Source organism: Cupriavidus sp. PB-02 (genome assembly GCF_058252315.1).
Window position 1 is genome coordinate 2,495,787 of record NZ_CM177694.1, and the last position, 23,381, is coordinate 2,519,167.

General features: G+C 65.9%; 22 protein-coding genes. 7 read left to right on the forward strand and 15 right to left on the reverse strand.

The genetic code is table 11. The annotated features are described in order from the left end of the window. Positions 1–95: 95 nt before the first annotated feature. From pqqB to pqqE, 4 genes are read left to right on the forward strand one after another with little or no spacing between them, the layout of a single operon-like run. Positions 96–1,013 carry a pyrroloquinoline quinone biosynthesis protein PqqB gene (gene pqqB / locus AC10V3_RS11705; protein ID WP_022535420.1) on the forward strand — a complete coding sequence of 306 codons (918 nt, stop codon included), beginning with the start codon at positions 96–98 and terminating at the stop codon, positions 1,011–1,013. Further along, positions 1,010–1,702: a pyrroloquinoline-quinone synthase PqqC gene (gene pqqC / locus AC10V3_RS11710; protein WP_349607307.1), complete on the forward strand. Its 693-nt coding sequence runs from the start codon at positions 1,010–1,012 to the stop codon at positions 1,700–1,702. Before pqqB ends, pqqC begins: the two co-directional genes overlap by 4 nt. Further along, on the forward strand, positions 1,699–1,971 hold the full coding sequence (pqqD, locus tag AC10V3_RS11715) for a pyrroloquinoline quinone biosynthesis peptide chaperone PqqD (RefSeq protein ID WP_022535422.1): 273 nt from the start codon (positions 1,699–1,701) through the stop codon (positions 1,969–1,971). The genes pqqC and pqqD overlap by 4 nt, the downstream gene beginning before the upstream one ends. Further along, positions 1,943–3,100 carry a pyrroloquinoline quinone biosynthesis protein PqqE gene (gene pqqE / locus AC10V3_RS11720; RefSeq protein ID WP_374063675.1) on the forward strand — a complete coding sequence of 386 codons (1,158 nt, stop codon included), beginning with the start codon at positions 1,943–1,945 and terminating at the stop codon, positions 3,098–3,100. Before pqqD ends, pqqE begins: the two co-directional genes overlap by 29 nt. Positions 3,101–3,159: 59 nt before the next feature. On the opposite strand, the gene AC10V3_RS11725 is transcribed toward pqqE, so the two are convergent. Continuing rightward, positions 3,160–3,843 (reverse strand): Fe2+-dependent dioxygenase, encoded by a 684-nt coding sequence (locus AC10V3_RS11725; protein ID WP_022535424.1) that lies wholly within the window; start codon positions 3,841–3,843, stop codon positions 3,160–3,162. A 447-nt stretch (positions 3,844–4,290) separates the two neighbouring features. Between AC10V3_RS11725 and AC10V3_RS11730 the strand changes: the two genes are divergently transcribed. After that, positions 4,291–6,561 carry a TonB-dependent receptor gene (locus tag AC10V3_RS11730; RefSeq protein WP_349607306.1) on the forward strand — a complete coding sequence of 757 codons (2,271 nt, stop codon included), beginning with the start codon at positions 4,291–4,293 and terminating at the stop codon, positions 6,559–6,561. Between the two features lie 183 nt (positions 6,562–6,744). Here the strand turns inward: AC10V3_RS11730 and AC10V3_RS11735 are convergent, their stop codons facing one another. The 9 genes from AC10V3_RS11735 to AC10V3_RS11775 all read right to left on the reverse strand — a co-directional run bounded on the left by AC10V3_RS11735 (position 6,745) and on the right by AC10V3_RS11775 (position 16,148). Then, entirely contained in the window at positions 6,745–7,071 is a 327-nt protein-coding gene (locus tag AC10V3_RS11735; protein WP_022535426.1) for a c-type cytochrome, read from the reverse strand. A gap of 90 nt (positions 7,072–7,161) precedes the next feature. Beyond that, a complete protein-coding gene (locus tag AC10V3_RS11740) occupies positions 7,162–8,904 on the reverse strand; it encodes a PQQ-dependent methanol/ethanol family dehydrogenase (protein WP_022535427.1) in 1,743 nt (580 codons plus the stop codon). A gap of 207 nt (positions 8,905–9,111) precedes the next feature. Continuing rightward, positions 9,112–9,924 (reverse strand): ABC transporter permease, encoded by an 813-nt coding sequence (locus AC10V3_RS11745; RefSeq protein ID WP_349607305.1) that lies wholly within the window; start codon positions 9,922–9,924, stop codon positions 9,112–9,114. 24 nt (positions 9,925–9,948) lie between these two features. Next, a complete protein-coding gene (locus tag AC10V3_RS11750) occupies positions 9,949–11,112 on the reverse strand; it encodes a type 1 periplasmic-binding domain-containing protein (protein ID WP_490922248.1) in 1,164 nt (387 codons plus the stop codon). Between the two features lie 34 nt (positions 11,113–11,146). Beyond that, positions 11,147–12,166, reverse strand: a complete 1,020-nt coding sequence (locus tag AC10V3_RS11755; protein ID WP_022535430.1) for a PQQ-dependent catabolism-associated beta-propeller protein — start codon at positions 12,164–12,166, stop codon at positions 11,147–11,149. Further along, a complete protein-coding gene (locus AC10V3_RS11760) occupies positions 12,163–12,936 on the reverse strand; it encodes an ABC transporter ATP-binding protein (RefSeq protein ID WP_022535431.1) in 774 nt (257 codons plus the stop codon). The genes AC10V3_RS11755 and AC10V3_RS11760 overlap by 4 nt, the downstream gene beginning before the upstream one ends. Further along, complete coding sequence (locus tag AC10V3_RS11765) at positions 12,933–13,916, reverse strand: tripartite tricarboxylate transporter substrate binding protein (RefSeq protein WP_349607304.1); 984 nt, start codon at positions 13,914–13,916, stop codon at positions 12,933–12,935. Before AC10V3_RS11765 ends, AC10V3_RS11760 begins: the two co-directional genes overlap by 4 nt. Before the next feature lie 208 nt (positions 13,917–14,124). After that, a complete protein-coding gene (locus AC10V3_RS11770; RefSeq protein ID WP_022535433.1) occupies positions 14,125–14,745 on the reverse strand; it encodes a response regulator in 621 nt (206 codons plus the stop codon). Then, on the reverse strand, positions 14,742–16,148 hold the full coding sequence (locus tag AC10V3_RS11775; protein WP_349607303.1) for a histidine kinase: 1,407 nt from the start codon (positions 16,146–16,148) through the stop codon (positions 14,742–14,744). Before AC10V3_RS11775 ends, AC10V3_RS11770 begins: the two co-directional genes overlap by 4 nt. A gap of 179 nt (positions 16,149–16,327) precedes the next feature. Here AC10V3_RS11775 and AC10V3_RS11780 point away from each other — a divergent pair, with 179 nt between their 5' ends. After that, positions 16,328–18,778 carry a TonB-dependent receptor gene (locus AC10V3_RS11780; RefSeq protein ID WP_490922251.1) on the forward strand — a complete coding sequence of 817 codons (2,451 nt, stop codon included), beginning with the start codon at positions 16,328–16,330 and terminating at the stop codon, positions 18,776–18,778. 496 nt (positions 18,779–19,274) lie between these two features. Here AC10V3_RS11780 and AC10V3_RS11785 read toward each other — a convergent pair whose 3' ends face one another. Continuing rightward, a complete protein-coding gene (locus AC10V3_RS11785) occupies positions 19,275–19,535 on the reverse strand; it encodes an alpha/beta hydrolase (protein ID WP_454752584.1) in 261 nt (86 codons plus the stop codon). Positions 19,536–19,977: 442 nt separating this feature from the next. Beyond that, the gene (locus AC10V3_RS11790) at positions 19,978–20,226 is read right to left on the reverse strand and encodes a hypothetical protein (RefSeq protein ID WP_041681068.1); all 249 of its coding nucleotides are present in this window, start codon (positions 20,224–20,226) and stop codon (positions 19,978–19,980) included. A 502-nt stretch (positions 20,227–20,728) separates the two neighbouring features. On the opposite strand from AC10V3_RS11790, the gene AC10V3_RS11795 reads away from it, so the two are divergent. Then, entirely contained in the window at positions 20,729–20,938 is a 210-nt protein-coding gene (locus AC10V3_RS11795) for a hypothetical protein (protein WP_041681069.1), read from the forward strand. Positions 20,939–20,993: 55 nt separating this feature from the next. Here AC10V3_RS11795 and AC10V3_RS11800 read toward each other — a convergent pair whose 3' ends face one another. The 3 genes from AC10V3_RS11800 to AC10V3_RS11810 form a co-directional block, all read right to left on the reverse strand. After that, the gene (locus AC10V3_RS11800) at positions 20,994–21,815 is read right to left on the reverse strand and encodes an enoyl-CoA hydratase/isomerase family protein (protein WP_022535440.1); all 822 of its coding nucleotides are present in this window, start codon (positions 21,813–21,815) and stop codon (positions 20,994–20,996) included. Between the two features lie 2 nt (positions 21,816–21,817). After that, positions 21,818–22,477 carry an enoyl-CoA hydratase-related protein gene (locus tag AC10V3_RS11805; protein WP_490922252.1) on the reverse strand — a complete coding sequence of 220 codons (660 nt, stop codon included), beginning with the start codon at positions 22,475–22,477 and terminating at the stop codon, positions 21,818–21,820. A 448-nt stretch (positions 22,478–22,925) separates the two neighbouring features. Then, on the reverse strand, positions 22,926–23,243 hold the full coding sequence (locus AC10V3_RS11810; RefSeq protein ID WP_022535442.1) for a hypothetical protein: 318 nt from the start codon (positions 23,241–23,243) through the stop codon (positions 22,926–22,928). Positions 23,244–23,381: the final 138 nt, after the last annotated feature.

Genomic DNA, 23,381 nt, shown 5'->3' on the forward strand with positions numbered 1-23,381 from the left:
GGCTGTTCAGCTAACGCATCGGCTTCTGCCGTCATTCCCGCGCAGGCGGGAACGACGGCGGTAAATGCCATGACTCACCACAAAGCGCACGCGCCATGACAACCATCCGGGTACTGGGGTCGGCCGCCGGCGGCGGCTTTCCGCAATGGAACTGCAATTGCCACAACTGCGATGGCGTGCGCCGGGGCTCGGTACGCGCCACGCCGCGCACGCAATCATCGATCGTGCTGCACGGTGAAGGACCGGACGCGATCCTCGTCAACGTCTCGCCCGATATCCTGCAGCAGCTACGCCAGTCGCCTGCGCTGCAACCGGCGCGCGCGCCGCGCGATACCGCCATCGCGGCGGTGGTGCTGATGGATGCGCAGATCGACCACGTGACCGGCCTGCTGATGCTGCGCGAGCACCGCCAGGCGCTGCCGGTCTACGCGACGGCATCCGTGCTCGATGATCTTGGCGCGGCCTTCCCGCTGACGCGCATCCTGTCGCACTACTGCGGGCTGCACACGCACGCCCTGCCCTGCGACGGCACGCCGCTTTCGATACCACCGCTGGACGGCGTGACGCTTGCCGCCGTACCGCTGCAAAGCAAGGCCCCGCCCTACTCGCCCAATCGCCACGCGCCCCGCCCCGGCGACAATATCGGCCTGCGCATCGAAGACCGCCGCAGCGGCCGCCGTGCCTTCTATGCGCCCGGCCTCGGCATGGTCGACGACCACGTCCTCACCGAGCTGCGCAGCGCGGACATCGTGCTGGTCGACGGCACCTTCTGGCGCGACGATGAAATGCAGGCCCTCGGCTTCTCCGGCAAGACCGCCGCCGACATGGGCCACCTGCCGCTGTCCGGCCCCGGCGGCATGATCGAAATCCTCGACCGGCTGCCCGCCAGCCGCAAGATCCTTATCCACATCAACAACACGAATCCGGTGCTGGTCGAAGACTCGCCGGAGCGCGCCGTGCTGACGCGGCACGGCATCGAACTCGCCTACGACGGCATGGAGATCACGCTATGACAGAACCGATCGCATGGAGCCCGGCAGAGTTCGAAGCCCGTCTGCGCGCCAAAGAAAGCGGCTACCACATCCATCATCCCTTCAACCAACGCATGGCCGCGGGGCAGTGCTCGCCCGCGCAGATCCGCGCGTGGGTGGCCAACCGCTTCTACTACCAGGCCTGCATCCCGCTGAAGGATGCCGCGATCCTGTCGAACTGCCCGGATCGCGATACCCGCCGGGAGTGGGTGGTGCGCATCCTCGACCACGATGGCACCGGCGAGCAGCCCGGCGGGATCGAGGCCTGGTTGCGCCTTGGCCAGGCGGTGGGGCTGGAACGCGAGGCACTGGTCCAACACCGGCACGTGCTGCCCGGCGTGCGCTTCGCCGTCGACGCCTATGTCAATTTCGCCCGGCGCGCGCCGTGGCAGGAAGCCGTGTGCTCGTCGCTGACGGAGATGTTCGCGCCCGCGATCCACAAGGAGCGCCTGGCCGGCTGGCCGACGCATTACCCGTGGATCGATGCAGCGGGCCTCGACTACTTCCGCTCGCGCATTCCGCTGGCCCAGCGCGACGTGGACCACGGCCTGCACGTGACGCTGGGCTACTTCCGCACCGCGGCGCAACAGCAACGCGCCCTCGATATCCTGCAATTCAAGCTCGACGTGCTCTGGTCGATGCTCGACGCCATCCAGCAAGCCAACCCATGACAGCCAGCGCTCCCGACCTTGCCAGACCGGTGCTGCAACGGACCTTCCGATTGCAATGGGAGGAGTCCCAGCAAAGCTGGGTGCTGCTGTACCCGGAAGGCATGGTCACCCTCAACGACAGCGCCGCGGCGATCCTGCAGCGCTGCGACGGCGGCCACACGCTGGACATGCTGATCGACGACCTGCAGGCCGCCTTCGGCGTGCAGGGCATCGCCCCGGAGGTACATGCCTTTGTCAAACATGCAATCGAACGCGGCTGGCTGGTCTGAGGTGTCGCCCGGCCCGCCACTGTGGCTGCTGGCGGAACTGACCTACCGCTGCCCGCTGCACTGCGCCTTCTGCTCCAACCCGGTGGACTACGCCCGCAACACGGCCGAGCTCGATACCGTGCAGTGGTGCGACGTATTCACCCAGGCCCGTGCGCTGGGCGCCGTACAGCTCGGCCTGTCCGGCGGCGAGCCGCTGCTGCGCAAGGACCTGGAGGCGCTGGTGCGGCACGCGCACGGCCTCGGCTTCTACACCAACCTGATCACCTCGGGCGTGGGGCTGACCGACGCCCGCCTGGCCGGCCTGCGTGAAGCTGGCCTGGACCATATCCAGCTCTCGTTCCAGGACTCCACCCGCGAGCTCAACGACTTCCTCTCCAGCACCCGCACCTTCGACCTGAAGCAGCGCGTGGCCCGCCTGATCAAGGCGCACGGCTACCCGATGGTGATGAACTGCGTGCTGCACCGGCACAACCTGGCGCATGTCGGCACCATCATCGAGATGGCGCTGCAGATGGGCGCCGAATACCTGGAACTGGCCAATACGCAGTACTACGGCTGGGCATGGGAGAACCGGCTCGCGCTGATGCCCACGCAGGAGCAGCTGCGCGACGCCGAGGCGGTGGTCAACCAGTACCGCGCGCGCATCGGCAGGCAATGCCAGATCCTGTTCGTGGTGCCTGACTATTTCGAGCCGCGGCCCAAGAAATGCATGAACGGCTGGGGCACGACCTTCCTTGGCGTCGCGCCGGATGGCACCGCGCTGCCGTGCCATGCGGCGCGCATGCTGCCGGGGCTGGTGCTGCCGAACGTCACCACGCAGAGCCTGCGCGCGATCTGGACCGAAAGCGATGCGTTCCGCCGCTTCCGCGGCACGCACTGGATGCAGGAGCCTTGCCGCTCGTGCGACCACCGCGAGGAAGACTACGGCGGCTGCCGCTGCCAGGCCTTCCTGCTCACCGGCGACCCTGCCGCGACCGATCCTGTCTGCGATCGCTCGGGCGAGCATGGGAAGGTCAGCGAGATCGTGCTGCAGGGCCGGCTGGCCGCTGTCCAGGCGCGTGATCAGGCGTACCCGATGGTGTTCCGCAGCGACGGCAACTCACTGCGGCTGAGCAGCGGCAAGACGTAAAAAAGGTTCTTTGCTCCAAGTGGAGTCAAATGCTGGCGTCGGGAACCGCGGAAGAGCGATCAGGCGTCGGCCCAGCGCCGCAGCAGATTGTGGTAGACGCCAGTCAGCCCTACCACATCGGGATTGTTCTGCCCAACGGTCTGCGCCACGCGCTGAATCCGCGTATCCAGCTCAAACAGCAGCGCGCGCTGGCCATCGTCGCGCACCATGCTCTGGATCCAGAAAAAGGACGACACCCGCGCTCCGCGCGTGACCGGCGTGACGTGGTGCAGGCTGGTGGCCGGATACAACACCATGTGGCCGGCAGGCAGCTTGACCCGCTGCTGGCCGTAGGTGTCTTCGATCACCAGCTCGCCGCCGTCATAGTCCTCCGGCTCGGTCAGGAACAGCGTTGCCGACAGGTCGCTGCGCACGCGGAAAGCGGTGCCGCGCAGGTAGCGGATGGCGTTGTCGACATGGTTGTCGAACGCCTGCCCGCCCTCGTAGCGGTTGAACAGCGGCGGGAACACCTTGAGCGGCAGCGCCGCCGAGAAGAACAGCGCATTGGCCCCGAGCGCGTCCTGGATCAGGTCGCCCACCTGACGCGCGACCGGCGACCCTTCGGGCAGCTGCAAATTGCGCTTGGCCAGGGCCGACTGGTGCCCGGAGGTCGCATTGCCATCGGTCCATTCGGACGCATCCAGCAGTTGCCGGCATTGCGCCACCTGCGTTTTGGACAGGACGTCAGGAATCTGCAGCATCATCGCTTGGGCCTTCCTTGGAATCGAAGTGAGAGCGGGCGGGCCGGGGCGACATCGCAAGCACAGAAGAGCGAGTTCACCGGCCAAGCCGCCGATTGTAGGAGATATGCCATGCCGGGCGCAAATAGGAATCATTCGCGACTTTAGCCTGGAGGCGGTGCAAAAGCCGCAAATCGGCGCTCCGGACAAGAAATGATCAAGGGGCTCTGGCAATCCTGCGCGGGATGATCCACGCCGCGCTCACAGAGATGCCGTTTCCATCACCTTTCTGTTGTTACTCTGTCTATTTTATGTAATAGGAATGATTCGTATTTGTCTTTTTGTTTCCATCCTTCTACAATCGGCCGCCGTTATGGACGACTAGCATCAACGGCTTTACCGCTGGCTGAACTTGTCTTCATGACCCATGTATGGATCGAGTCAGAACTAGAAAGACGGGGAGTTAGCAGCGTGAAACAAGAACAGGACAAATTGCGGCTGAAGCCGCTCGCCGCGGCATTGGCCGGCGCCATCGCAGCCTTCGCCGTGCAGGGCGCGGCCGCGCAGGAGAGCCAGCCTGCGGCCGGGGCCGCGCCCGCAGCCAGGCCGGTGACACTGCAGAGCGTGACGGTGACGGGCAAGCAGGATGATGGTTACAGGGTGGACGAGGCCCAGTCGCCCAAGTTCACCGCGCCGCTGCTGGACACGCCAAAGTCCGTCACGGTGGTGCCGGCCCAGGTGCTGCAGCAAACCGGCTCGAACTCGCTGCAGGACGCGCTGCGCACTACGCCGGGCATCACGTTCGGCGCCGGCGAAGGCGGCAACCCGATCGGCGACCGTCCGTTCATCCGCGGTTTCGATTCGATGTCGAGCATCTATGTCGACGGCGTGCGCGACACCGCCTCGCAGGTCCGCGACACCTTCAACATCGAGAGCATCGAAGTCATCAAGGGCCCGAGCTCGGCGTTTGGCGGCAAGGGTTCGGCCGGCGGCATGATCAACATCGTGTCGAAGCTGCCGACCGCCGAGAATTTCGTGCAAGGCTCGGTCGGCGTGGGCACGGACTCGTATTTCCGCGCCACGGCTGACGGCAACTACGTGCTCAACGACAACACCGCCGTGCGCCTGAACGCGCTGGGGTACAGCGCCGACGTGCCGGGCCGCAATGAAGTCGATCAGAACTCCTGGGGCTTCGCGCCGTCGGTGACCTTCGGCCTGAATTCGCCCACGCAGGTCACACTGTCGTACTACCACCTGCAGGGCAATGGGATGCCGGACTACAGCATTCCGTATTCCCGCCCCGCCAGCCAGTCGACCAAAGCCAATCCATCGCAGCCGGTCAACGTCAACCGCGACAACTTCTACGGCCTGACCGCCCGCGATTTCCAGAAGACGCAGTCCGACATTGCGACGGCCTCGGTCAAGCATGACTTCCGCAACGGCCTGGTGTTCCGCAACACCACGCGCTGGGGCCGCGCGAGCAACGACTACATTGTCACCAACCCTGACGACAGCCGGGGCAACGTGCCGCGCGGCTTCGTCTGGCGCAACACCAAGAACCGCGACTCTGCCACCGAGACGCTCACCAACCAGACCGACCTAAGCGCCGAGTTCAACACCGGCAGCCTCAAGCACAACCTGCTGTTCGGCTTCGAGTTCAGCCGCGACGATACCAACAACACGCCGTACAACGTGGTCTCGGCCAACCCCGCGGCCGCGGCAGGCACCTGCAACGCGTCGCTGGTGGCCAGCTTCGACTGCACGCCGCTCGCCAACCCGAACCCGAACGATCCGTGGCGCGGCAACATCACCAAGATGCCGTTCACGACCAACACGACCACCAATACGCGCTCCGTCTATCTGTTCGATACGGTGGAGATCACCAAGCAGTGGATGGTCAACGGTGGCGTCCGCTACGACAGCTATGACACGCGCGCATTCACCAACGCCTACACCAACCCGAACACCGGGGCGGCGGTGGCGCAGGTGGACATCCACAACAAGTCACACTTCTTTAACTACCAGGCTGGCGTGGTCTACAAGCCGGTCGAGTACGGCAGCATCTACGTGTCGTACGGCACCTCGTCGACACCGCCGGGTTCCACCAACGGCGACGGTGCCGACAACATCACCGCCGCGCAGCGCAACCTGGAACCGGAAACCGCGCGTTCGGTGGAAATCGGCACCAAGTGGGACCTGCTCGCCCGACGCCTGTCGCTGACCGGCGCCATCTTCCAGATCGAGAAGAACAACGCGCGCGTGGCAGTCGACGCCAACACCACGGTCAACGCCGGCAAACAGCGCGTGAAGGGCTTCGAACTGGGCTTCGCTGGCAACCTGACCGATAAATGGGGCGTGTTCGGCGGCTATACCTACCTGAACAGCGAACTGATCGACAACGGCCCGCAGGCAGCCAACGCGGCCAACAACGGCAACCAGTTCCCCAACACGCCGAAGAACAGCTTCAGCCTGTGGACCACCTACCAGGTGCTGCCGGCGCTGACAGTCGGCGGCGGTGCGTACTATGTTGACAAGGTCTACGCCAACCCGGCCAACTCGCTGTACGTGCCCTCCTACTGGCGCGTCGACCTGATGGCCGCTTATCGCGTCAACAAGAACCTGTCGCTGCAGCTCAATATCCAGAACCTGTTCGACAAGACGTACTACACCAAGGCCCACAACCACTACGGTGCGCTGGGGGCCGGGCGCTTTGGCATGCTGACGGCGAACTTCAGGTTCTGACCGATGTTCTGACGCCGGCAGGCAGGCTGAGATAGCCTTTGCGAGCAACCGCGGGTTCCGGTTTGATGCCGGACCCGCGGTTTTTTGTTTTTGAAGATCGGGCGGCTTTCCCCGGAAATCGGCGATGAACCAAAAAAAGGCCTGGCGCCTGCCAGGCCGGAGTATCGCCCACACCCTGCTTCCTTAACCCACCTTCAACACCCACTCCGCCAGCTTCTTCGCATCGTCCTCGCCAAGACTGCCGTGCGGCGGCATCGGAATCCGGCCCCACACGCCCTTGCCGCCTTCGCGGATCTTCCTGGCCAGCCGTTCGGCCGCCTGCCCATCGCCCTTGTACTTTGCCGCCACCTCGGCAAATCCCGGTCCCACCAGCTTCGACTGCATGCCATGGCAGGAAAAGCAGCCGTTCTTGTCAGCCAGCGCTTGCATATCGGCCGCCGTGGCGCCCGGTGCAGCAAAGGGCAGCAGCACCGCAGCCGCGGCTGCCTGCGCCATCCATTGTTTCTTCATACCTGTGTCCCGCTGTTTCGTGTTGCAACCGCGCCCGCGGCACGCCTGCGTCCACCACCGGCATGCCGCGGACAGCTTCCGTGAGCGCGTTCAGCTCTTATGCAGCTTGAACACCCACACCGATCCGCCCTGCTCCAGGAAATTCACCCGCTTGGCGACCTCGCCACCCCATAGCGGCACGGCGCCGCCCCAGCCGGACACCACGGCCACGTACTGCTCGCCGTTGTCCTCCCACGTGACCGGCGGCGCCACCACGCCGCTGCCGGTCTGGAACTGCCAGAGCTCCTTGCCGGTCTTCGCGTCGGCCGCCTTCAGGTAGCCCTCCGGCGTGCCCCAGAACACCAGCCCGCCGGCCGTGGTCATCGCGCCACCCCACAGCGGCGCGCTGTTCTTGACCTCCCATACGATCTTGCCGGTCTTGGGATTGATGGCGCGCAGCGAGCCGATGTAATCCTCGTTCAGCGGATGGATGGTGAAGCCGGCGCCAAGGAAGGCAGCGCCCTTCTTGTAGCTGACCGGCTCGTTCCAGATGTCCATGCCCCATTCGTTGGCGGGCACGTAGAACAGGCCGGTCTGCGGGCTGTAGGCCATCGGCTGCTGGTTCTTGCCACCAAGGAAGCCCGGCGCCGCGAACACGGTTTTGCCCTTCTTGGGGTCGCCGCCGTTGGCCGGGTCGCCAGGGCGGCCTTCGTTGATGAAATTGGGGCGGCCGGTCTTCAGGTCGATGCCGGTGGCCCAGGTGATCTTCCTGACGAAGGGGAAGGCGTTGACCAGCTTTCCGTTGGCCGCGTCGTTGACGTAGAAGAAGCCATTGCGGTCGGCTTTGCCGCCCATGCGCTTGCCGTCGAGGTCGAAGGTCACGAACTCATTGACCCCGTCAAAATCCCAGCCGTCGTTCGGCGTGTTCTGGTAGTGCCAGACGATCTTGCCGGTGGCCGGATCGATCGCCACCGTCGACGCGGAGTAAAGATTGTCGCCCTTGCGGATATGGCTGTTCCACGGCCCCGGGTTGCCGGTGCCAAAGTAGACCAACCCGGTCGCCGGATCATAGGTGCCGCCGAGCCAGGTGGCCGCGCCGCCGGTCTTCCAGGTCTCGCCCGGCCAGCTCGCGCCCTGGGCTCCCGTTACGCCATTCTCGGACTTGTTGCCGTCCTTGTCGTACTTGTAGCCCATATGGCCTTCGACCACCGGCCGCGACCAGACCAGTTGCCCGGTCTTTGCGTCGCGCGCATCGACCCGGCCCACCACGCCGAACTCGCCGCCGGAGATGCCGGTCAGCACCATGCCCTTGGCGATCAGCGGCGCCGCCGTATAGGAATAACCGGCGGCATAGTCCTCCAGCTTCTCCTTCCACACCACCTTGCCGGTGTTCTGGTCGAGCGCCACGAGCTGCGCGTCGAGCGTGCCGAAGATCACCAGGTTGTCGTAGAGCGCCGCGCCGCGGTTGACCACGTCACAGCACGGCATGATGCCTTCGGGCAGCCGGTGTTCATACTTCCACAGCTTGCGGCCGGTCTTCAGGTCCAGCGCGTAGATGCGCGAATACGAGGCCGTCACGAACATCTTGCCGTCATGGATCACCGGCTGCGATTCCTGCCCGCGTTGCTTCTCGCCGCCGAACGAGAACGACCAGGCCGGCACCAGGTGGCTGACGTTCTTCGTATTGATGCGCGACAGCGTGGAATAGCGCTGGCCTTGCGGGCCCATGCCCCACGACAGCACGTCGCCAGGGGTCTTTGCGTCGTTTTCGATCATGGCATCGGTCACCGCCGCCTGCGCGGCCAGACCTGCCATGGCAGCCGCAACTGCCACCACTGCTCGTAACGTCCTCATTGCCTTCTCCTCTCTTGTTTTGGTTTCCCTGGTGCGCCAACACCAGGCATGCATTTGGCAATTCCCGTGCCAATCGCAAACCCGCGCAAACCGGCCCCTTGGGGCCTGGTTGCGTTGTTGTCGCCGTGCCAGCGCGCAACACTGCGTTGCAGTTGCTCCAGGATTGAACAGTCCCAGAAGTCAGCACCGCGCAACGCCATCGGCCGCTCATGCCTGCTGACGGCGGCGCGCCATACCGCGCTGCGGGTCGTAACCCTGCAGCGCCAGCGCAAAGAACACCACGGCGCAGCCCGCCACCACCGCCAAGCTCACCGGTGCCGTCTGCCCGTACAGGGCAAAGCGGATCGCCTCGACCGCGTGCGTGAAAGGGTTGAAGCGGGCGAGCTGGTACACTACCTCCGCGCCCGACTCCTGCAGCTTCCACAGCGGATACAGCGCCGAGCTGACAAAGAACATCGGGAAGATCACGAAATTCATGGTGCCGGCAAAGTTCTCGAGCTGGCGCACATGGACTGACAGCAGCAGCCCCAGCGCACCCAGCATCAATGCGGCCAGCGCCATGGCGCCCGTCGCCGCCAGCAGGTTCAGCGGCTCGAAGCGGATGCCAAAGGCCATCGCCACCAGCAGGAACGCGGCCATCTGCAACAGCGACAGCACCATGCCCGCCGCCAGCTTGCAGCCCAGCAGCCAGCCGCGCGGCAACGGCGCGGTCAGCAGCAGCCGCATCACGCCCATCTCGCGGTCGTACACCATGGCGAGCGACGACTGCATGCCGTTGAACAGCGCGATCATGCCGAGCAGGCCGGGCGCCACGTAAACCTTGTATTCGATATAGATGTCGTAGGGCGGCGCAATGGCGACGCCCAGCGCGTTCTGGAAGCCGGCGGCGAACACCAGCAGCCACAGCAGCGGGCGCACCAGCGACGACAGCAGGCGCCCGGGCTGGCGCAGGTACTTGCCCAATTCGCGCCCGCAGATGGCGCGCAGCGCGCGCCAGCGATGGATCAGGATCGAGGCCATGGCGAGGTGCCTTAGGTGGATGCCTTAGGTGGACGGGGTGCGGCACGCCGTGTCGGCTTCATCGGCGCCCAGGGTGTCGAGATTGCTCTTTGGATGCAGCACGCCTTCCACCGGTGCCACGCTGACCACGCCGTCCGTGTGGGCGAGCAAGACCGGCTGGCGCAACTGGCGGTCCCAGCGCCGGAACGACAGTGGCGGGCCCTTGAAACCATCCACCACCACATTGCCCGCGGCCAGCGCTTGCGCCTGCGCGGCAAAGCCAGCGTTGGGCTGCCGCGCCACGCTCTCTGCAATCGCCTTGACCGCAACCCATGCAGCCCAGTCGTAGCCCGTCATCGGACGGCCCGCTGCCCGCGTGAAGCGCCGGTTGAGCTGCGGCCCGCCGTTTCGCTCCCAGGCCCAGTGCCACGCCTGCGCGCCGAGGCCGCTGGCGCCGACTACCGGGCGCGGCAGTTGCGTGGCGTAGGGCACGCTGCGGGCGAACTCGCCGTCGGCGTCGGCCACCACCACCACGTCGTAGTCCACGCCGGTGGTCAGCAGGTTGAGGTTGGCCTGGTCGCGCTCGCGCGGATCGTTGGAGAGCCGGAACGTGCGCTGTCCCGACCAGGCGATGCCGAAGCGCCGCGCCGACTTCGCCAGCGCGTCGCGCTGCGCCGCGTCGGCCGCGGACGGGCCGGTGAGCAGCAAGGCGCGGCGCCATTTGCGCAGGGCCAGGTATTGCATCAGGGCATCGGCGTGCATGCGCAGGCTGGGCAGCGTGTGCAGCAGCACCGGCGAACAGCCGGCGCCGCGCAGTTCGTCGTCATCGGCCGAGACGTTGAACAGCAAGGCCTCGCCCGGCCTGACCGAGCCCGCGGCCGCCCGCACCGCTGCGGACGGCAGGTCGAGCAGGATAAAGCGCGTGCCCTGGCGCACCAGGGCGGCGACCGTCGGCCCGATCTCGGCTTCGCTGCGCGCTTCATGCGGGTCGAGCCGGAGCGACTGGCCGGCAGCCTCCAGCGCGAAGCGCGCCTCGGCGGCCGCCACTTGCGCGCCGTCGAGCGCACGGCCTTGCGGCTGGCCGGGCAAGCGCTGCGCGAGGCGCCGCGCGTCATGGCGGGGGTCGCCGGCCAGCGAGACCACTGCCACGCGCACCTCGGCCGCCTGTGCCAGGGCCGACAGCAAGGCCAGCGTGGCGGTGGCAAGCATGGCCCGCCCTCCCCTGCATGCGCGGCGCGACGGGTCAGTCATCGATCGCCACCGAATGCGGCACCCGGCCCGCCTTGAGCGTGGCCACCGCCTTGCCGCTGGCGGTATCCACCACGCTGACATCGTCGGACAGGCCGTTGGCGACGTAGAGGCGGGCGTTGTCGCGGCTAAGCGCCAGCCCCCATGCGCGCCGGCCGACCAGCACGTAGTCCAGCACCCGGCGCGATGCCACCTCGACCACCGCGACATGATTGGCGCGTCCCAGCCCGATATACGCGCGCGTACCGTCGCGGCTGGCCGCCATGCCCACCGGGGTCACGTCCTCCGCGCGGAAGCCTCGCGGCGCGAACGCGATGGTCTGGGCAACCTCCAGCGTATCGGTACGGATCACGCTGACGCTGGCAGACAGCTCGTTGGACACCCACAGCTCCTTGCCGTCGCGCACCAGCAGCAGCCGGCGCGGCCGGTTGCCGACCTGGATGTTCCGGATCACCTTGCGCGCTGCCACGTCGATCACATGGACCAGGTTGGCGACCTCCGAGGTCACGTACACGTGCCGGCCGTCAGCACTGACCTTGACGCCTTCCGGCTCCTCGCCCACCTTGACCGCGAACACGCGCTTGCCCGAGGCGGTATCGTAGGCCGACAACAGCGCGTCTTCCTCGTTCGAGACATAGAGCGTGCGGCCATCCTGGCTCAGGTCGAACAGCTCCGGATCATCTCCCACCGGCAGCGAGGCAAGCGTCTTGCGGCTGGCCACGTCGACCACGTCCACGCGGTTGTCGTCGCTGCACGCCACGTACAGGCGCGCACGGTCCGGTGAAAGCTGCAGGTGGCGCGGCCGCTTGCACTGGCGCCACACCGCCAGCAGTTGCCGGGTGCGCGCATGGTAGGCGGCGACCGCATCGTCCTTCTCGCTTGACACAAAAACCTGTTCGCTGGCGACGCGCGCCGCGCCGCCTTGCGCGGCTTCGGCCAGGCCGGCGGCGACCAGCAAGGTCGTCGCCAGCAGCAGCGTGGCAGCAAACCAGCGCAGCGATGGCATCTCGTTCATGCGGGAACCCTCCTTCTCGCCGGGTTGTCCGAAGGCGGCGTCATTGCGAGGAAAGCGCTTTCGAGGCTGTCGCGCTGCGCGGCGCCGCGCAGCGCCGCAGGCGTGCCGTCGAAACGCACGCCGCCGCGATCCAGCACGATCACGCGGTCCGCGTGCTCCACTTCCTGCACCAGGTGGGTGGCCCACAGCACGCCGGCGTGCGCCTGCGCCGTGAGCCGCCTGGCATCGGCAACTAGCTGCGCGCGCGAGGCCGGATCGAGTCCTGCCGTGGGCTCGTCCAGCAGCAGTACCGCGGGTTCATGCAGCAGCGCGCGTGCCAGCTCCACCTTGCGCCGGTTGCCGCCCGACAGTTCGCGCACCGGCGCACGCGCACGCCCGGCCAGGCCAAAGGCATCCAGCAGCCGTTCAATGCGCTGCTTCGCGACGGCGCGCGGCAGCCCGTGCAGATCGGCATGGAAGCGCAGGTTGGCCAGCACCGGCAGGTCCAGGTCGATGGCCGGCTGCTGGAACACGATGCCGAGCTGCGCCAGCGCGCTCACCGGATCGCGGCGCATATCGCTGCCCATCACCGTCACGCGGCCGGCATCGGCAACGAACAGGCCGCCGAGGATCTGGAACAGCGTGGTCTTGCCCGCCCCGTTGGGCCCGAGCAGCGCCACGAATTCGCCGCGCCGCACGCCAAGCGAAACCCCGTCCAGCGCGGCGCGGCCGCCGAACGATTTGCGCACGCCGTCGCAACACAGCGCCAGCGGGGCTTGCGTGGCTGTCATAGCTGCCCCTTCGGAAGCGCCGTGCCCACGCGCTCGGCAAAGAGCCGCTCGGTGTCCCAGGCCTGACGCAGGTAGGCGTCGTACTGCGCGGTATTCAGGTAGGTAAGTTCCTGGTCGTACCTGGCCAACTCGGCCAGGTGGCGCGGGTGCCGCATGGCGGTGCGGAAGGCATCGTGCAGGCGGCTGACGATCGCCGGGTCCGTGCCGCGCGGCGCGCCGATGCCGTACGGCGAGTGATGGACCGCGTCGGCAAAGCCCAGTTCGCTGACCGTGGGCACGTCAGGCCAGCGCGCCGGGCGCTGCGCGCTGAACACCGCCAGCAACCGCAGCTTGCCGTTCTCCACGAAGGGCGCGAAGCCGGTGGAATTGACGCCCGCCATCAGCGTGCCGTTGGCGACCGCCAGCATCTGGTCGGCGGTGCCGTGGTACGGCACATGGATATAGCGCACGCCGCTGCGGCCGAGCACGTCTTCCATGGCGAGATGCGCGGTGGTGCCGATGCCGGTCGAGCCCACGGTCAGCGCGCCCGGATGCGCGCGGCCCCAGGCGACCAGCTCACGCAGCGAGCGGAACGGGCTGTCGGCCGGCACCACGATGCCGAAGGTATAGCCCGAGATCATCAATACGGGCTGGATGTCCCGCAGCGGCTGCCAGGCGGTCTTCTGCTGGTGCGGGAAACGATAGACCGTCAGCGGCAACTGGCCAATGGTGTAGCCGTCCGGCCGCGCTGCGGCCAGCACGCCGCCCACCAGTGTCCCGCCGACACCGGACCGGTTCTCCACCACGATGGGCTGGCCCAGTTCGCGCCCGGCCAGTTCCGCCAGGATGCGCATGGAGATATCGGTGGCGCCGCCCGCCGGCCACGGCACCACCAGCGTGATCGGCCGCGAGGGGTAAGCCTGTGCGCCTTCGGCCTGCGCTTCGCCCGCATGGGCGAAGCCGAGGCACAGCAACAGCAGGCAGGCGAGGCGTCGGAACATGATCGGGCGAGGTTGAGTGTGGATGCGGGAGAACAACGCAAAGCCGATACCATGTGCGGCGCAGCATGAGCGTGGTGTCCGTGCCGGTTGTTGTCCACGCAGGGCCGGAGGCGCTGCCAGCGGCCATCGCAGGTCCGTGCGTTGTGCGCTGCGCCGTGCATGACTGTCTCGTGGTGGAACACATCGCTGTCCTGCTTTGTGACAGCGATCACCCGAAGCCATGCTCGACCGCATAGCGGTGCATCTCGACGCGGTTGGCCAGCCCCATCTTCTTGCGGATCAGCGTCTGGTAGTTGGCGACGGTCTTCGTGCTCAGGCAGAAGCGGGCCGCCACGTCCTCGATCGCGATGCCGCGCGCGAACTGGCGGAACAGGTCGAACTCCCTTGGCGACAGCGTAAGGTGAGGCGGCGGCGCGCCGGTATCCACCAGCCCTGCCACGTCCGCGGACATCACCTGCTGCCCGGCCGCCACCTTGCGCACGGCATCGACCAGCGCCTCCGGCGCGCTGCTCTTGGTCAGGTAGCCGGCGGCGCCGGCGCGCATGGCCTGCATCACGATCGCCGCGCTGTCATGCATGCTGAACACCAGTGTCCGCAGCGCGGGAACACGCGCGCCCAGCCGATGCAGCATCTCCAGGCCGCCCCGGCCCGGCATCGACAGGTCCAGCACCAGCACATCGGCCGGATGCTGCGTGAGCCAGGCATAGGCGGCATCGCCATCGCCGAACTCGGCCACCACGCGCATGCCGTCCTCCAGTTCGAGCAGGCGCCGGTATCCCGTGCGCACGACCGCGTGGTCGTCCGCGATGACAACATCGATCATGTTCATGCTGGATGTCTCCCAAACGTAAGCGGCGCGGCTGCCGGCGCCGGCAGTGGAAAACTTGCGCTGAGGCGGCAGCCTACTGCTTCGCCCATCACTTCGGCCGGTCCGATGCACAGCGTGGCGCAATGCGCCCAGGCGCGCTCCTGCATGCCGCGCAGGCCATGGCTGCGCTGCTGTGCCGCGGTGATATCGCCGATGCCCCGGCCATCGTCTTCCACGCACCAGTGCACCGCGCCCCGGACCGTCGCGGCAATGCGGATCGCCACGCGGCGCGCGCCGGCATGGCGCATCACATTGGTCAGCGCCTCCTGCGTGATCCGGTAGAGCGTCAGCGTCAGGTCGGGCCCGAGCGCAGCGTCGCCAATGTCGACATCGCAATCGAGCCGCACCGACTGCCCCGGCTGTTCGCGCCAGCTCCGCACCAGGTCCTGCAGCAGCCGCTCCAGCGATGCCAGCCGCCCGTCGGGCCGCGCGCCATGCGGGCGCAGCCGGTGCAGCAGGTGGCGGACTTCGTCCTGGATCCTGGCGCAATGCCCGGCCAGGTCGTTCGCCACGATCTGCAGCATCGGCGCATGGGCGCTCTTGCGCACCAGATAGGTCGCGTCGGCGCGCATCGCGGTCAGCACCTGGCCGAACTCGTCGTGCAGCTCTCGCGCCAGCCGCGCGCGTTCGCATTCCTGCGCGTCGAGCAGCTTGCGGCTCAGCGCGCGGCGTTCGGCCTGGTGCTCGGCCAGCGCGCCGGCCAGGTGGTTCAGCGCGCCGCGGATCAGGTCCAGCTCGCGGATGCGCATGGCAGGCAGGCGCACGCTGTAGTCCTTCTGCTCGTAGTGACCGATGGCGTCGAGGATCTGCTGCAGCGGCGTGAAGGCGCGCCGCACCGTCCACAGCAGGCAGCCCAGCAGCAGCACGCCATAGAGCGCCAGCATGGCCAGGTTGCCGGCCACGTCGGCGCGCGCTTCGCGCAGCTCGCTGGCCGGGTCCCAGCGCAGCGCGGCACGGTAGACGGTGCCGTCGCGGGCACCGATTTCCCATGCGCTTTCCGCGGCCGCCATGTCGGCCTGCAAGAAGGTCAGCAAGCGGTCCTGGTCCTCCGCATCCTTGCGCCTGGCCGGTTGCGACGCGTCCACCAGTACGCGGCCAGCGCCGTCCTCCAGGTGCAGCCGCAGGTGCCGCATCTGCCCGGACGCGTTGATGGCGCGCAGCGCCGCCAGGTGCGCCGCGCGCTCCGCCGGCGTGGCGGACTGCAGCGCCGACAGTCGCGGAATGAGCTGCGCCAGCGCGGCCGCGCCGCTGCGTTCTTCGCTGACGGCCTGCCGCGCCAGCCACAGCGCCGCCAGCAGCGCGCAGCACAGGCACGCGGCAGACAGCCCGATGGCTCGGCTGGCCAGGTAGCGCGACATCGTCATGGCAGTGCTCCTCCGGAGGATGGCGGGCGTCGGTACGGGTCGCGGTTTCAGGCCGATTGCAGATCGGGAGTTTTTCCCGATGCCTGAGGTGCGAAAAGTGCTCCCGGTACCGTCAGCTTGTTCCAATTCAGGCGCTACCCAATGCAGGTAATGCGCCGGTATCCAGGAGGAGATGCAAGATGCCAGCCAACCCGTCCCGGGCACAGCAACGACAGCTGCCCAACCACGCCACGGCCCGCTGCGGCAGACCCGGCTGCGGCACTGCCACCGCGATCACGATTGCCGTGGCCCTGCTGGCCCAGCAGCCCGCTGTTGCACAATGGGACACCCCGGTACACCCTGTACCAAACCAGGACAGCGCGGTGCTGCCAGAGGTGCTGGTGGTGGCGGCCGCGCCGCTTCCCGGCATCGGCGTGGACAGCGACCTGGTGCCCTACACCGTGCAGACCGTGCGCGGCGATGCGCTGGACGGGTCGCGCGCCGGCAACCTGACCGACTACCTGGCGCGCAACCTGGCCGGCGTCAATGTCAACGACATCCAGGGCAGCCCGTTCCAGACCGACCTCACCTATCGCGGCTTCCGCGCCTCTTCGATCCCGGGCGTGCCGCAAGGCCTGTCGGTCTACCTCGACGGCATCCGCGTCAACGAGCCCTTCGGCGACGTGGTGAGCTGGGACATGGTCCCGGAAGCCGCGCTCGCGAGCGTATCGATGATCTCCAGCGCAAACCCGGCCTACGGCCTCAACACCCTGGGCGGCTCCCTGGCCATGACCACGCGCTCAGGCCTGGACTCGCCCGGCTTCACGGCCGACCTGTCCTACGGCAGCGGCAGCCGCAAGCGTGCCGACCTGTCCGGCGGCGTGCGCAGTGCCGGCGGCTGGCATGCCTTTGCCGCCGGCACGCTGTTCCAGGAGCACGGCTGGCGCGACCATTCGGATGGGCGGCTCGGCAACGTCTTCGCCAAGGCAGGCTATGCCGGCGACACCGATAGCTGGGACGTCTCCGTGCTGCACGGACGCAGTACGCTGACCGGCAACGGCCTGGTCCCTGCCTTCCGTACCAGCGGCGATGTCACCCTGCCCGACATCTACCAGGCCAATCGCCGTGCCGTATATACCTATCCGGACAAGACCAGCAACCAGGTGACCCAGGTCGCCTTCAACGGCCGCCACTGGTTCGACGACAAGACCAGCGCCGCGGCCCTCGCCTATGTGCGCACCAGCCGCCGCGACACCGTCAACGGCGACGTGAACCCCGACTACGAGGCCTATGCCGAAAACTGCGAGGACGGCTTCAACGCCGACGGCAGCCCCCGCGGCGAAGACTGTGGCGTGACCCGCGCCGAAGGCGCCGCGCTGCATCCCGCCGTGCTCAACTCCACCCATATGCGGCAGCGGACCGTCGGCGTGGCCCTCAGCCTGGCAAAGGAAACCGAGCACCACGTGATGAACGCCGGCGCAAGCCTCGACCGCAGCAACCTGACCTATTCACAGTACGCGCAGCCCGCCACCTTCACCGCCGACCGTGGCGCCGTGGCCGATCCGGACGAACCGAATGCCTTGTTCTCCGGGGTCAGCGGCACCTCACGCACCTTCGGCCTGTATTTGTCCGACACGTGGTCGCTGACGCCCAGCACCTTCCTGACCGCCTCGGCAAGATGGAATCTCGCCACGGTCAGCAATACGCTGCGCAACAGCGACGGCAGCGAACAGCCGCGCGAGCAATTTACCTACCGCCGGCTCAATCCTGCGCTGGGACTTGCGCAGAAGCTCGGCGGCGGCGTCACCGTGTTCGGCGGCTATGCCCAGAACAACCGCGTGCCGACGGTGCTCGAACTGGGCTGTGCCGACCCGACCAGGCCGTGCCGCCTGCCGGCAGGATTGCAGGCCGACCCTTACCTGAAGCAGGTCGTCTCCCACGCCTACGAAGCCGGCGTGCGCTGGCGCCCCGGCAAGGACACCGAAGTCACTGCCACGCTGTACCGCATCGATAATCACGACGACATCCTGTTCCTGCGCGCGCCCAACACCCAGCTGGGGTATTTCGCCAACTTCGACCGCACCCGCAACCAGGGCGCCGATTTCACGGCGCGCCAGCGGCTGGGCGATGTCACGCTGCGGCTTGGCTACAGCTACCTGCAGGCCACCTACCAGGCCGCAGGGCAACTCGCGGCAGGCGAACGCACCATCGACATCCGCCCGGGCATGCGCATGGCCGGCTTGCCGCGCCACACGCTCAAGCTCGGCGTCGACTGGCAGGCAATGGCTGGCCTGACGCTCGGGGCCGACATGGTGGCGGTGTCCAGCACTGTCGCCAGCGGCAACGAAGACGCCCTGCGCAGCGATCCCCAGCCGGGCGCGGCGCCGAAGACCGCCGACTGGCGCGTGCCTGGCTACGCGACCGTCAACCTGCGTGCGGCGTACAAGGTGAACAAGCGGTTCGAGATCTATGCGCGCGTGGCGAACCTGTTCGATCGCCGGTATGAGACCTATGGCCAGATCGCCAACAACGTATTTCCGGATGGCAACCTGGTGCAGCCGCATGTCGCGCCGGGGGATGGCGCCAGCGCATTGTTCGTGGCACCGGGGGCGCCGCGGAGTTTTTGGGTGGGGGTGGTGTATCGGATGTAGGCGATGTGGGGCGCCGTCCCGCGAATTCCTGGCCTGATAGTAAGAGCCGGCTAACAAAATCACTTAACGAATCTTTAAAAATGACGACGCAGTCCCGAGTGTGCAATGCCACATGGATGTCTGACTATCCCCAAGGCCACCGCACCGCTCAAGCCCAAGAGAGTAGCCGTCCTCCTCTGATCAGAGGATTTGCTTGTTGAAAAAAAAGCCCCCGGGGTCCGGGGGGGTGCCCCGAGAGCTTGGAAAAGCGGAGCGAACACCTGCTCCGCATATTCAATGCTGAACGATGGTCATTGAATCGGCATCCGTCAGAGTGTCTACATCCTTTCACATTTAAGTGTGTTTCAAAGGCGAACAGGACAATTCACTGCCATGCAGCGTTCGGAAAACAGCGCTCGGTCAGATAGTGAGGCATCGCACATACGTCATTCAGACGCAGATGGAGGGATGCAAATTTCCATGCCAGAGCGCATGTTCACCTTGAGGATGCGCTCATTCAGCAGCAATTGGTGGACCTGGAATGGCTGGATTCAGTCTGACGCCCCAGTTGGTCGAAGTTGCTGAATCCTTCCCGGATCAGCCGGCCGAAGTTGACGCCAGTGATCGAGGTCAGCGCCTTGATGCGGTGATCAGTCATCGCGGCGTGGATCGTATAGGCACCGCCGCCGCAGACGCCGATGGCGCCGATGCGGTTTTCATCGACATAGGGCAGCGTGACCAGATAGTCGATCGCAAATCGGATGTCGGACTCGCGGATGGGCTATCAAGCGCTATCCATTTGCCAGGAACGCGACACGACCGTCCTTCCGCACATACAAACCTGAAAACGACAGCACAGCGTTCAGTTCATCCCGGCACCAACGAAGCCCGTCGGCTTCACGAGCGGCCTGGTCAATCAGCAAAATTAGATGATTGCCCACCCGATATCGATTCTGTGCACTCGCCAGTGCCTTGAATAAGCGCTTCCACTTGGTCATGGTCTGGCATGGGTCCGGGAGTCCGATTTCCCGAAGCAGCCTCCCTATTTGCGGTCCGGTAAGGCCCCGTTCTGTGTCTCCAAGAACCCGGCATGCCGTTTCGAGATGCTGCGTAGTGAAGGGTACGAAATGCGTCATGAAAATATCTCCTTGCAGCGTTACCCGCCGCCCAAGGGTCCCGTCGTCAGAATGTCCCGATCGTCGGTGCCGCAGCAGTCTGATCTAGTCATCCCCACCCAGAATCACATCAATTGCGGCCCTTCCGGCCAACTCGCCGACGAGATAGGCCCAGCGCCGGCTGAACGGCCCCCCGAAGACTTTGACACGCTTTCCCAGCGCGGCCACCCCCGGCGGCTTCGTGGGCCCCTCTATCTGGAACCAGGTTTCGAACATGTCCTTAGAGCAAGCATTAAGGACAACCTGAATGTCGTATCCACGGTAGTGGGTAAGCCGCATTTCATCGATATCCATGTGCCGGGGCCCATAAGGTCGTCCCAAATGTGTCAAATTGTGAAGGTAGACGAGACGCTTCAGCGATGATTACCTGACGAGGCAATTCCCGTGCCGCGGGGCGGCGCGATTATCAAGCAAGGCCACTTTCTCAACCCACCGGTTCACCCGAGGCCGCTGCCAGATACCTTCTCGCTGACTGGGAGCACTGGGCTGTCGCTCCCCGCCAGCTGAAAATTGCGCTGCAGTCCCGGTAACTTAGACGGTGTCTTGTAGAAAGCGGCGTACCGGGGGTGGCTGAACCGAGTGCGGCGAGAGATGCCTGAAGGACTGGCCCTCCGCCGCCCTCGCCGGGCGAAATTAGTACTCTCGGCCATGGTGGCGCCTCACAGGACGATGACCACTACCCAGCGGCGCCGGTATGACGTGGCCGGCGTCGCCCTGGCACGGCGCTTGCGCACCGGGATATGTGGCATTCAGCCGCGCCAGCAAGGCGGTCAGCCAATCGCACCCGGAAAACCCTATGAAGAACCCCTGGAACAAGAAGAATCCGTTCATGAGCATGTGGCTCAGCAATGCCCACCGCATCGCCGGCGCGACACGCGGCCGGATGACGGCGGAGGGCAAGCGTCAGGCTTCAAACGCAATGACGGAAGGGGCGAAACAGGTGATGACGTATTGGTCCGATGCGCTGACAATCAAGAAGCCGGCCCCAAAGCGCAAACGCCGTTGAGCCTCGGCATATCGTTGAAGGAGATGGAGGCGGCTTGGGCCGCCTCTATTTCGGGCTATATTTCCGACTTGACGCTTTGAACATTAAACCGGGGCGGCTGCTTCTCGATGAAGGCGCGGACTCCTTCCAGTGCATCGTCGCTCCTCGTGCAATCCACAAGCAACGCCTGCTCCAGCGCGAGATGCTCCTGCAGATTGCGGTCCGGCAATCGGCGGCACAGCATCTTGATACTGGCCAGCGACCCGCTCGGGGATGCTGCCAGGCGCTGCGCCAGCTTCTCCGCGGCGTCGGCAAGCTCGGCGCCATCCGCGTACAACGCGTCAACCACGCCGTGCTCAAGGCAGCTCCGCGCATCGATGACATCGCTAAGCATCAACCACTGCTGGGCCCGCACTGTGCCAACGCGCCGGGCAAGGAAGTACGAGGCGCCTACGTCAGGCGACAGCCCGATCGCGGCGTAGCCGGTGCGGAGTTTTGTCGAAGCGGTGCCCAGTACGAAATCCGCACACAACGCCAGTCCGATGCCCGCACCGGCTACCGGGCCACCGACTGCCGCCACCACCGGGACAGGCGCAGTCGCCAGCCGGTGAATCGCGGGATGCGCGGCAGCCAGGATCTCTTCCACGTGCACATCCAACGCCGAGCCTGCAGACACAAAGCCATCGATATCGCCACCAGCACAGAAAACGCGTCCCTCGGCCGTGAGTAACACGACGCGTGCCTTGCGGTCCAGGACGTCATCGATGGCGTGCACCAATGTCTTGGTCGAAGCAGCCGTAATCGCATTCGCTCGCTCGGGCCGCACCAGCACGATACGGCCGATGCCATCGGTGACGCCCCAGGCAATGCCATCGGCCCGTTGCATTTGCTGTTCCATGTTCAAGCCTTCTCCTCCGTTGATTTCGCGCTCTTGTTTCCCGCAAGCGTCGATAGCCTGGCCAGCGGCGGTACACCTGCCGGATCGATTAGCATGCCAAAGCGCAGCATGTTGTGGCTGTGCGCGACCTGATGCAAGGCGAACGAGGTTTGCATCGCATTGACGCGCCCCTGGGCATCCTGTGCAGCATTGATCGATTCCTTCGCCAACTTCAATGCAAACAGCGGCTTCTGCGCTATCTTCGCGGCCAGGGCCAGCGTAAAGTCGGCAAGCTTGCCAGGTTCGACGACATGGTTGACCATCCCCATCCGCCATGCGTCCTTTGCGCTGAGCCAAGCAGAGGTGAACAGGAATTCCTTGGCCTGGCGCACGCCCAGCTCCCAGGGATGGGCAATGAACTCCGCGTCGTTGATGCCCATGGTGACGGTCTGGTCCATGAACATCGCGTCTTCCGCAGCCACGATCAGGTCGCACGGCCAGACAAGCATCAGGCCGCAGGCAATGCATTTTCCCTGTACCTGCGCGATGGTGGGCTTGGGAATATTGCGCCAACGCTCCGAAATTCCGACGCGCCTCGCCGCACTCGGCGCTGGAGCCCGAGTGCTGTCCGGAACAGCCTTCCTGCATGTCCGACCGCTTCCGCTGTGCGACCTGCAAAACACCCTGGGTACGACGCGTGCCGATGTGGGAGCCCTTTGCTGTATGGTCAGTCATACAGGACTGACAGAGCCGGCGCCGGCACCAGCATCCCGAGGAACCTCCGGACATGTGGCGGTGCATGCAAGCACGCCTCGCGGGAGTCGGATCCACGCGATGGCTTTGACCTCCGGCCGAGTGCCGGAGTTTTTTTGCTCGTCGCCGATCTGCGGGGAAGTATGAGCGTCCATCTCGGTCAGTCGGCCTGGCAGAAGCCAATGGCAGCGTCGGCCGATGAGCCGCCATCCAGCCTCCGCTCGCAGAACGGCCGGTGTGGGGTGGCTTGGGGTCTTCCAGTTCGAGGTGGGCGATCGCCGTTTCACGGGCCAACGCGGTCATGCGTTAGCGCGGCGTGCGTTCTACGCCTTTGACGGACCGGGTTGCAACGCTCACGACCAGCGCGAAGCGCTCCCGCTAGTGCGTATCTCCTTTCATGCTCTCGGCTTCCATCGCGGCATGCAATTCCTCATACGCCTCGATTGGCTCCATGTCCTGGTCGACGAACGCGGCTGCACGCTCTGCGGCGGCCAACGCGTCGCGCGGGATGTCGCTCTGGCTGTCGTCCTCGGTACTCGGCGGCAGCAGCATGTCCTCAAGCATCCCGCGCAGCTCGGGGGTATTCCATGGCTTGCCCAGCCTAGCCTTCCTGTTCAGGTAGTGACGAATTTCCGAGTCTTGCTCGGCGGTGAGCGGAAGCCCGCGAAAAGTGGGGTCCGTGATGTGATGGATCATGATGCGCCTCCCGAAGCGGTCTGCGCTTTCAATGTAGAGATATCAATTTCCTGCGGTGAACGTTGCAAGTTGCGTGTGATCACTGTGCCGCGTGTCCGCGGCCAACCGATTTACGTCTTCTTCTTGGCGACGCCTCCT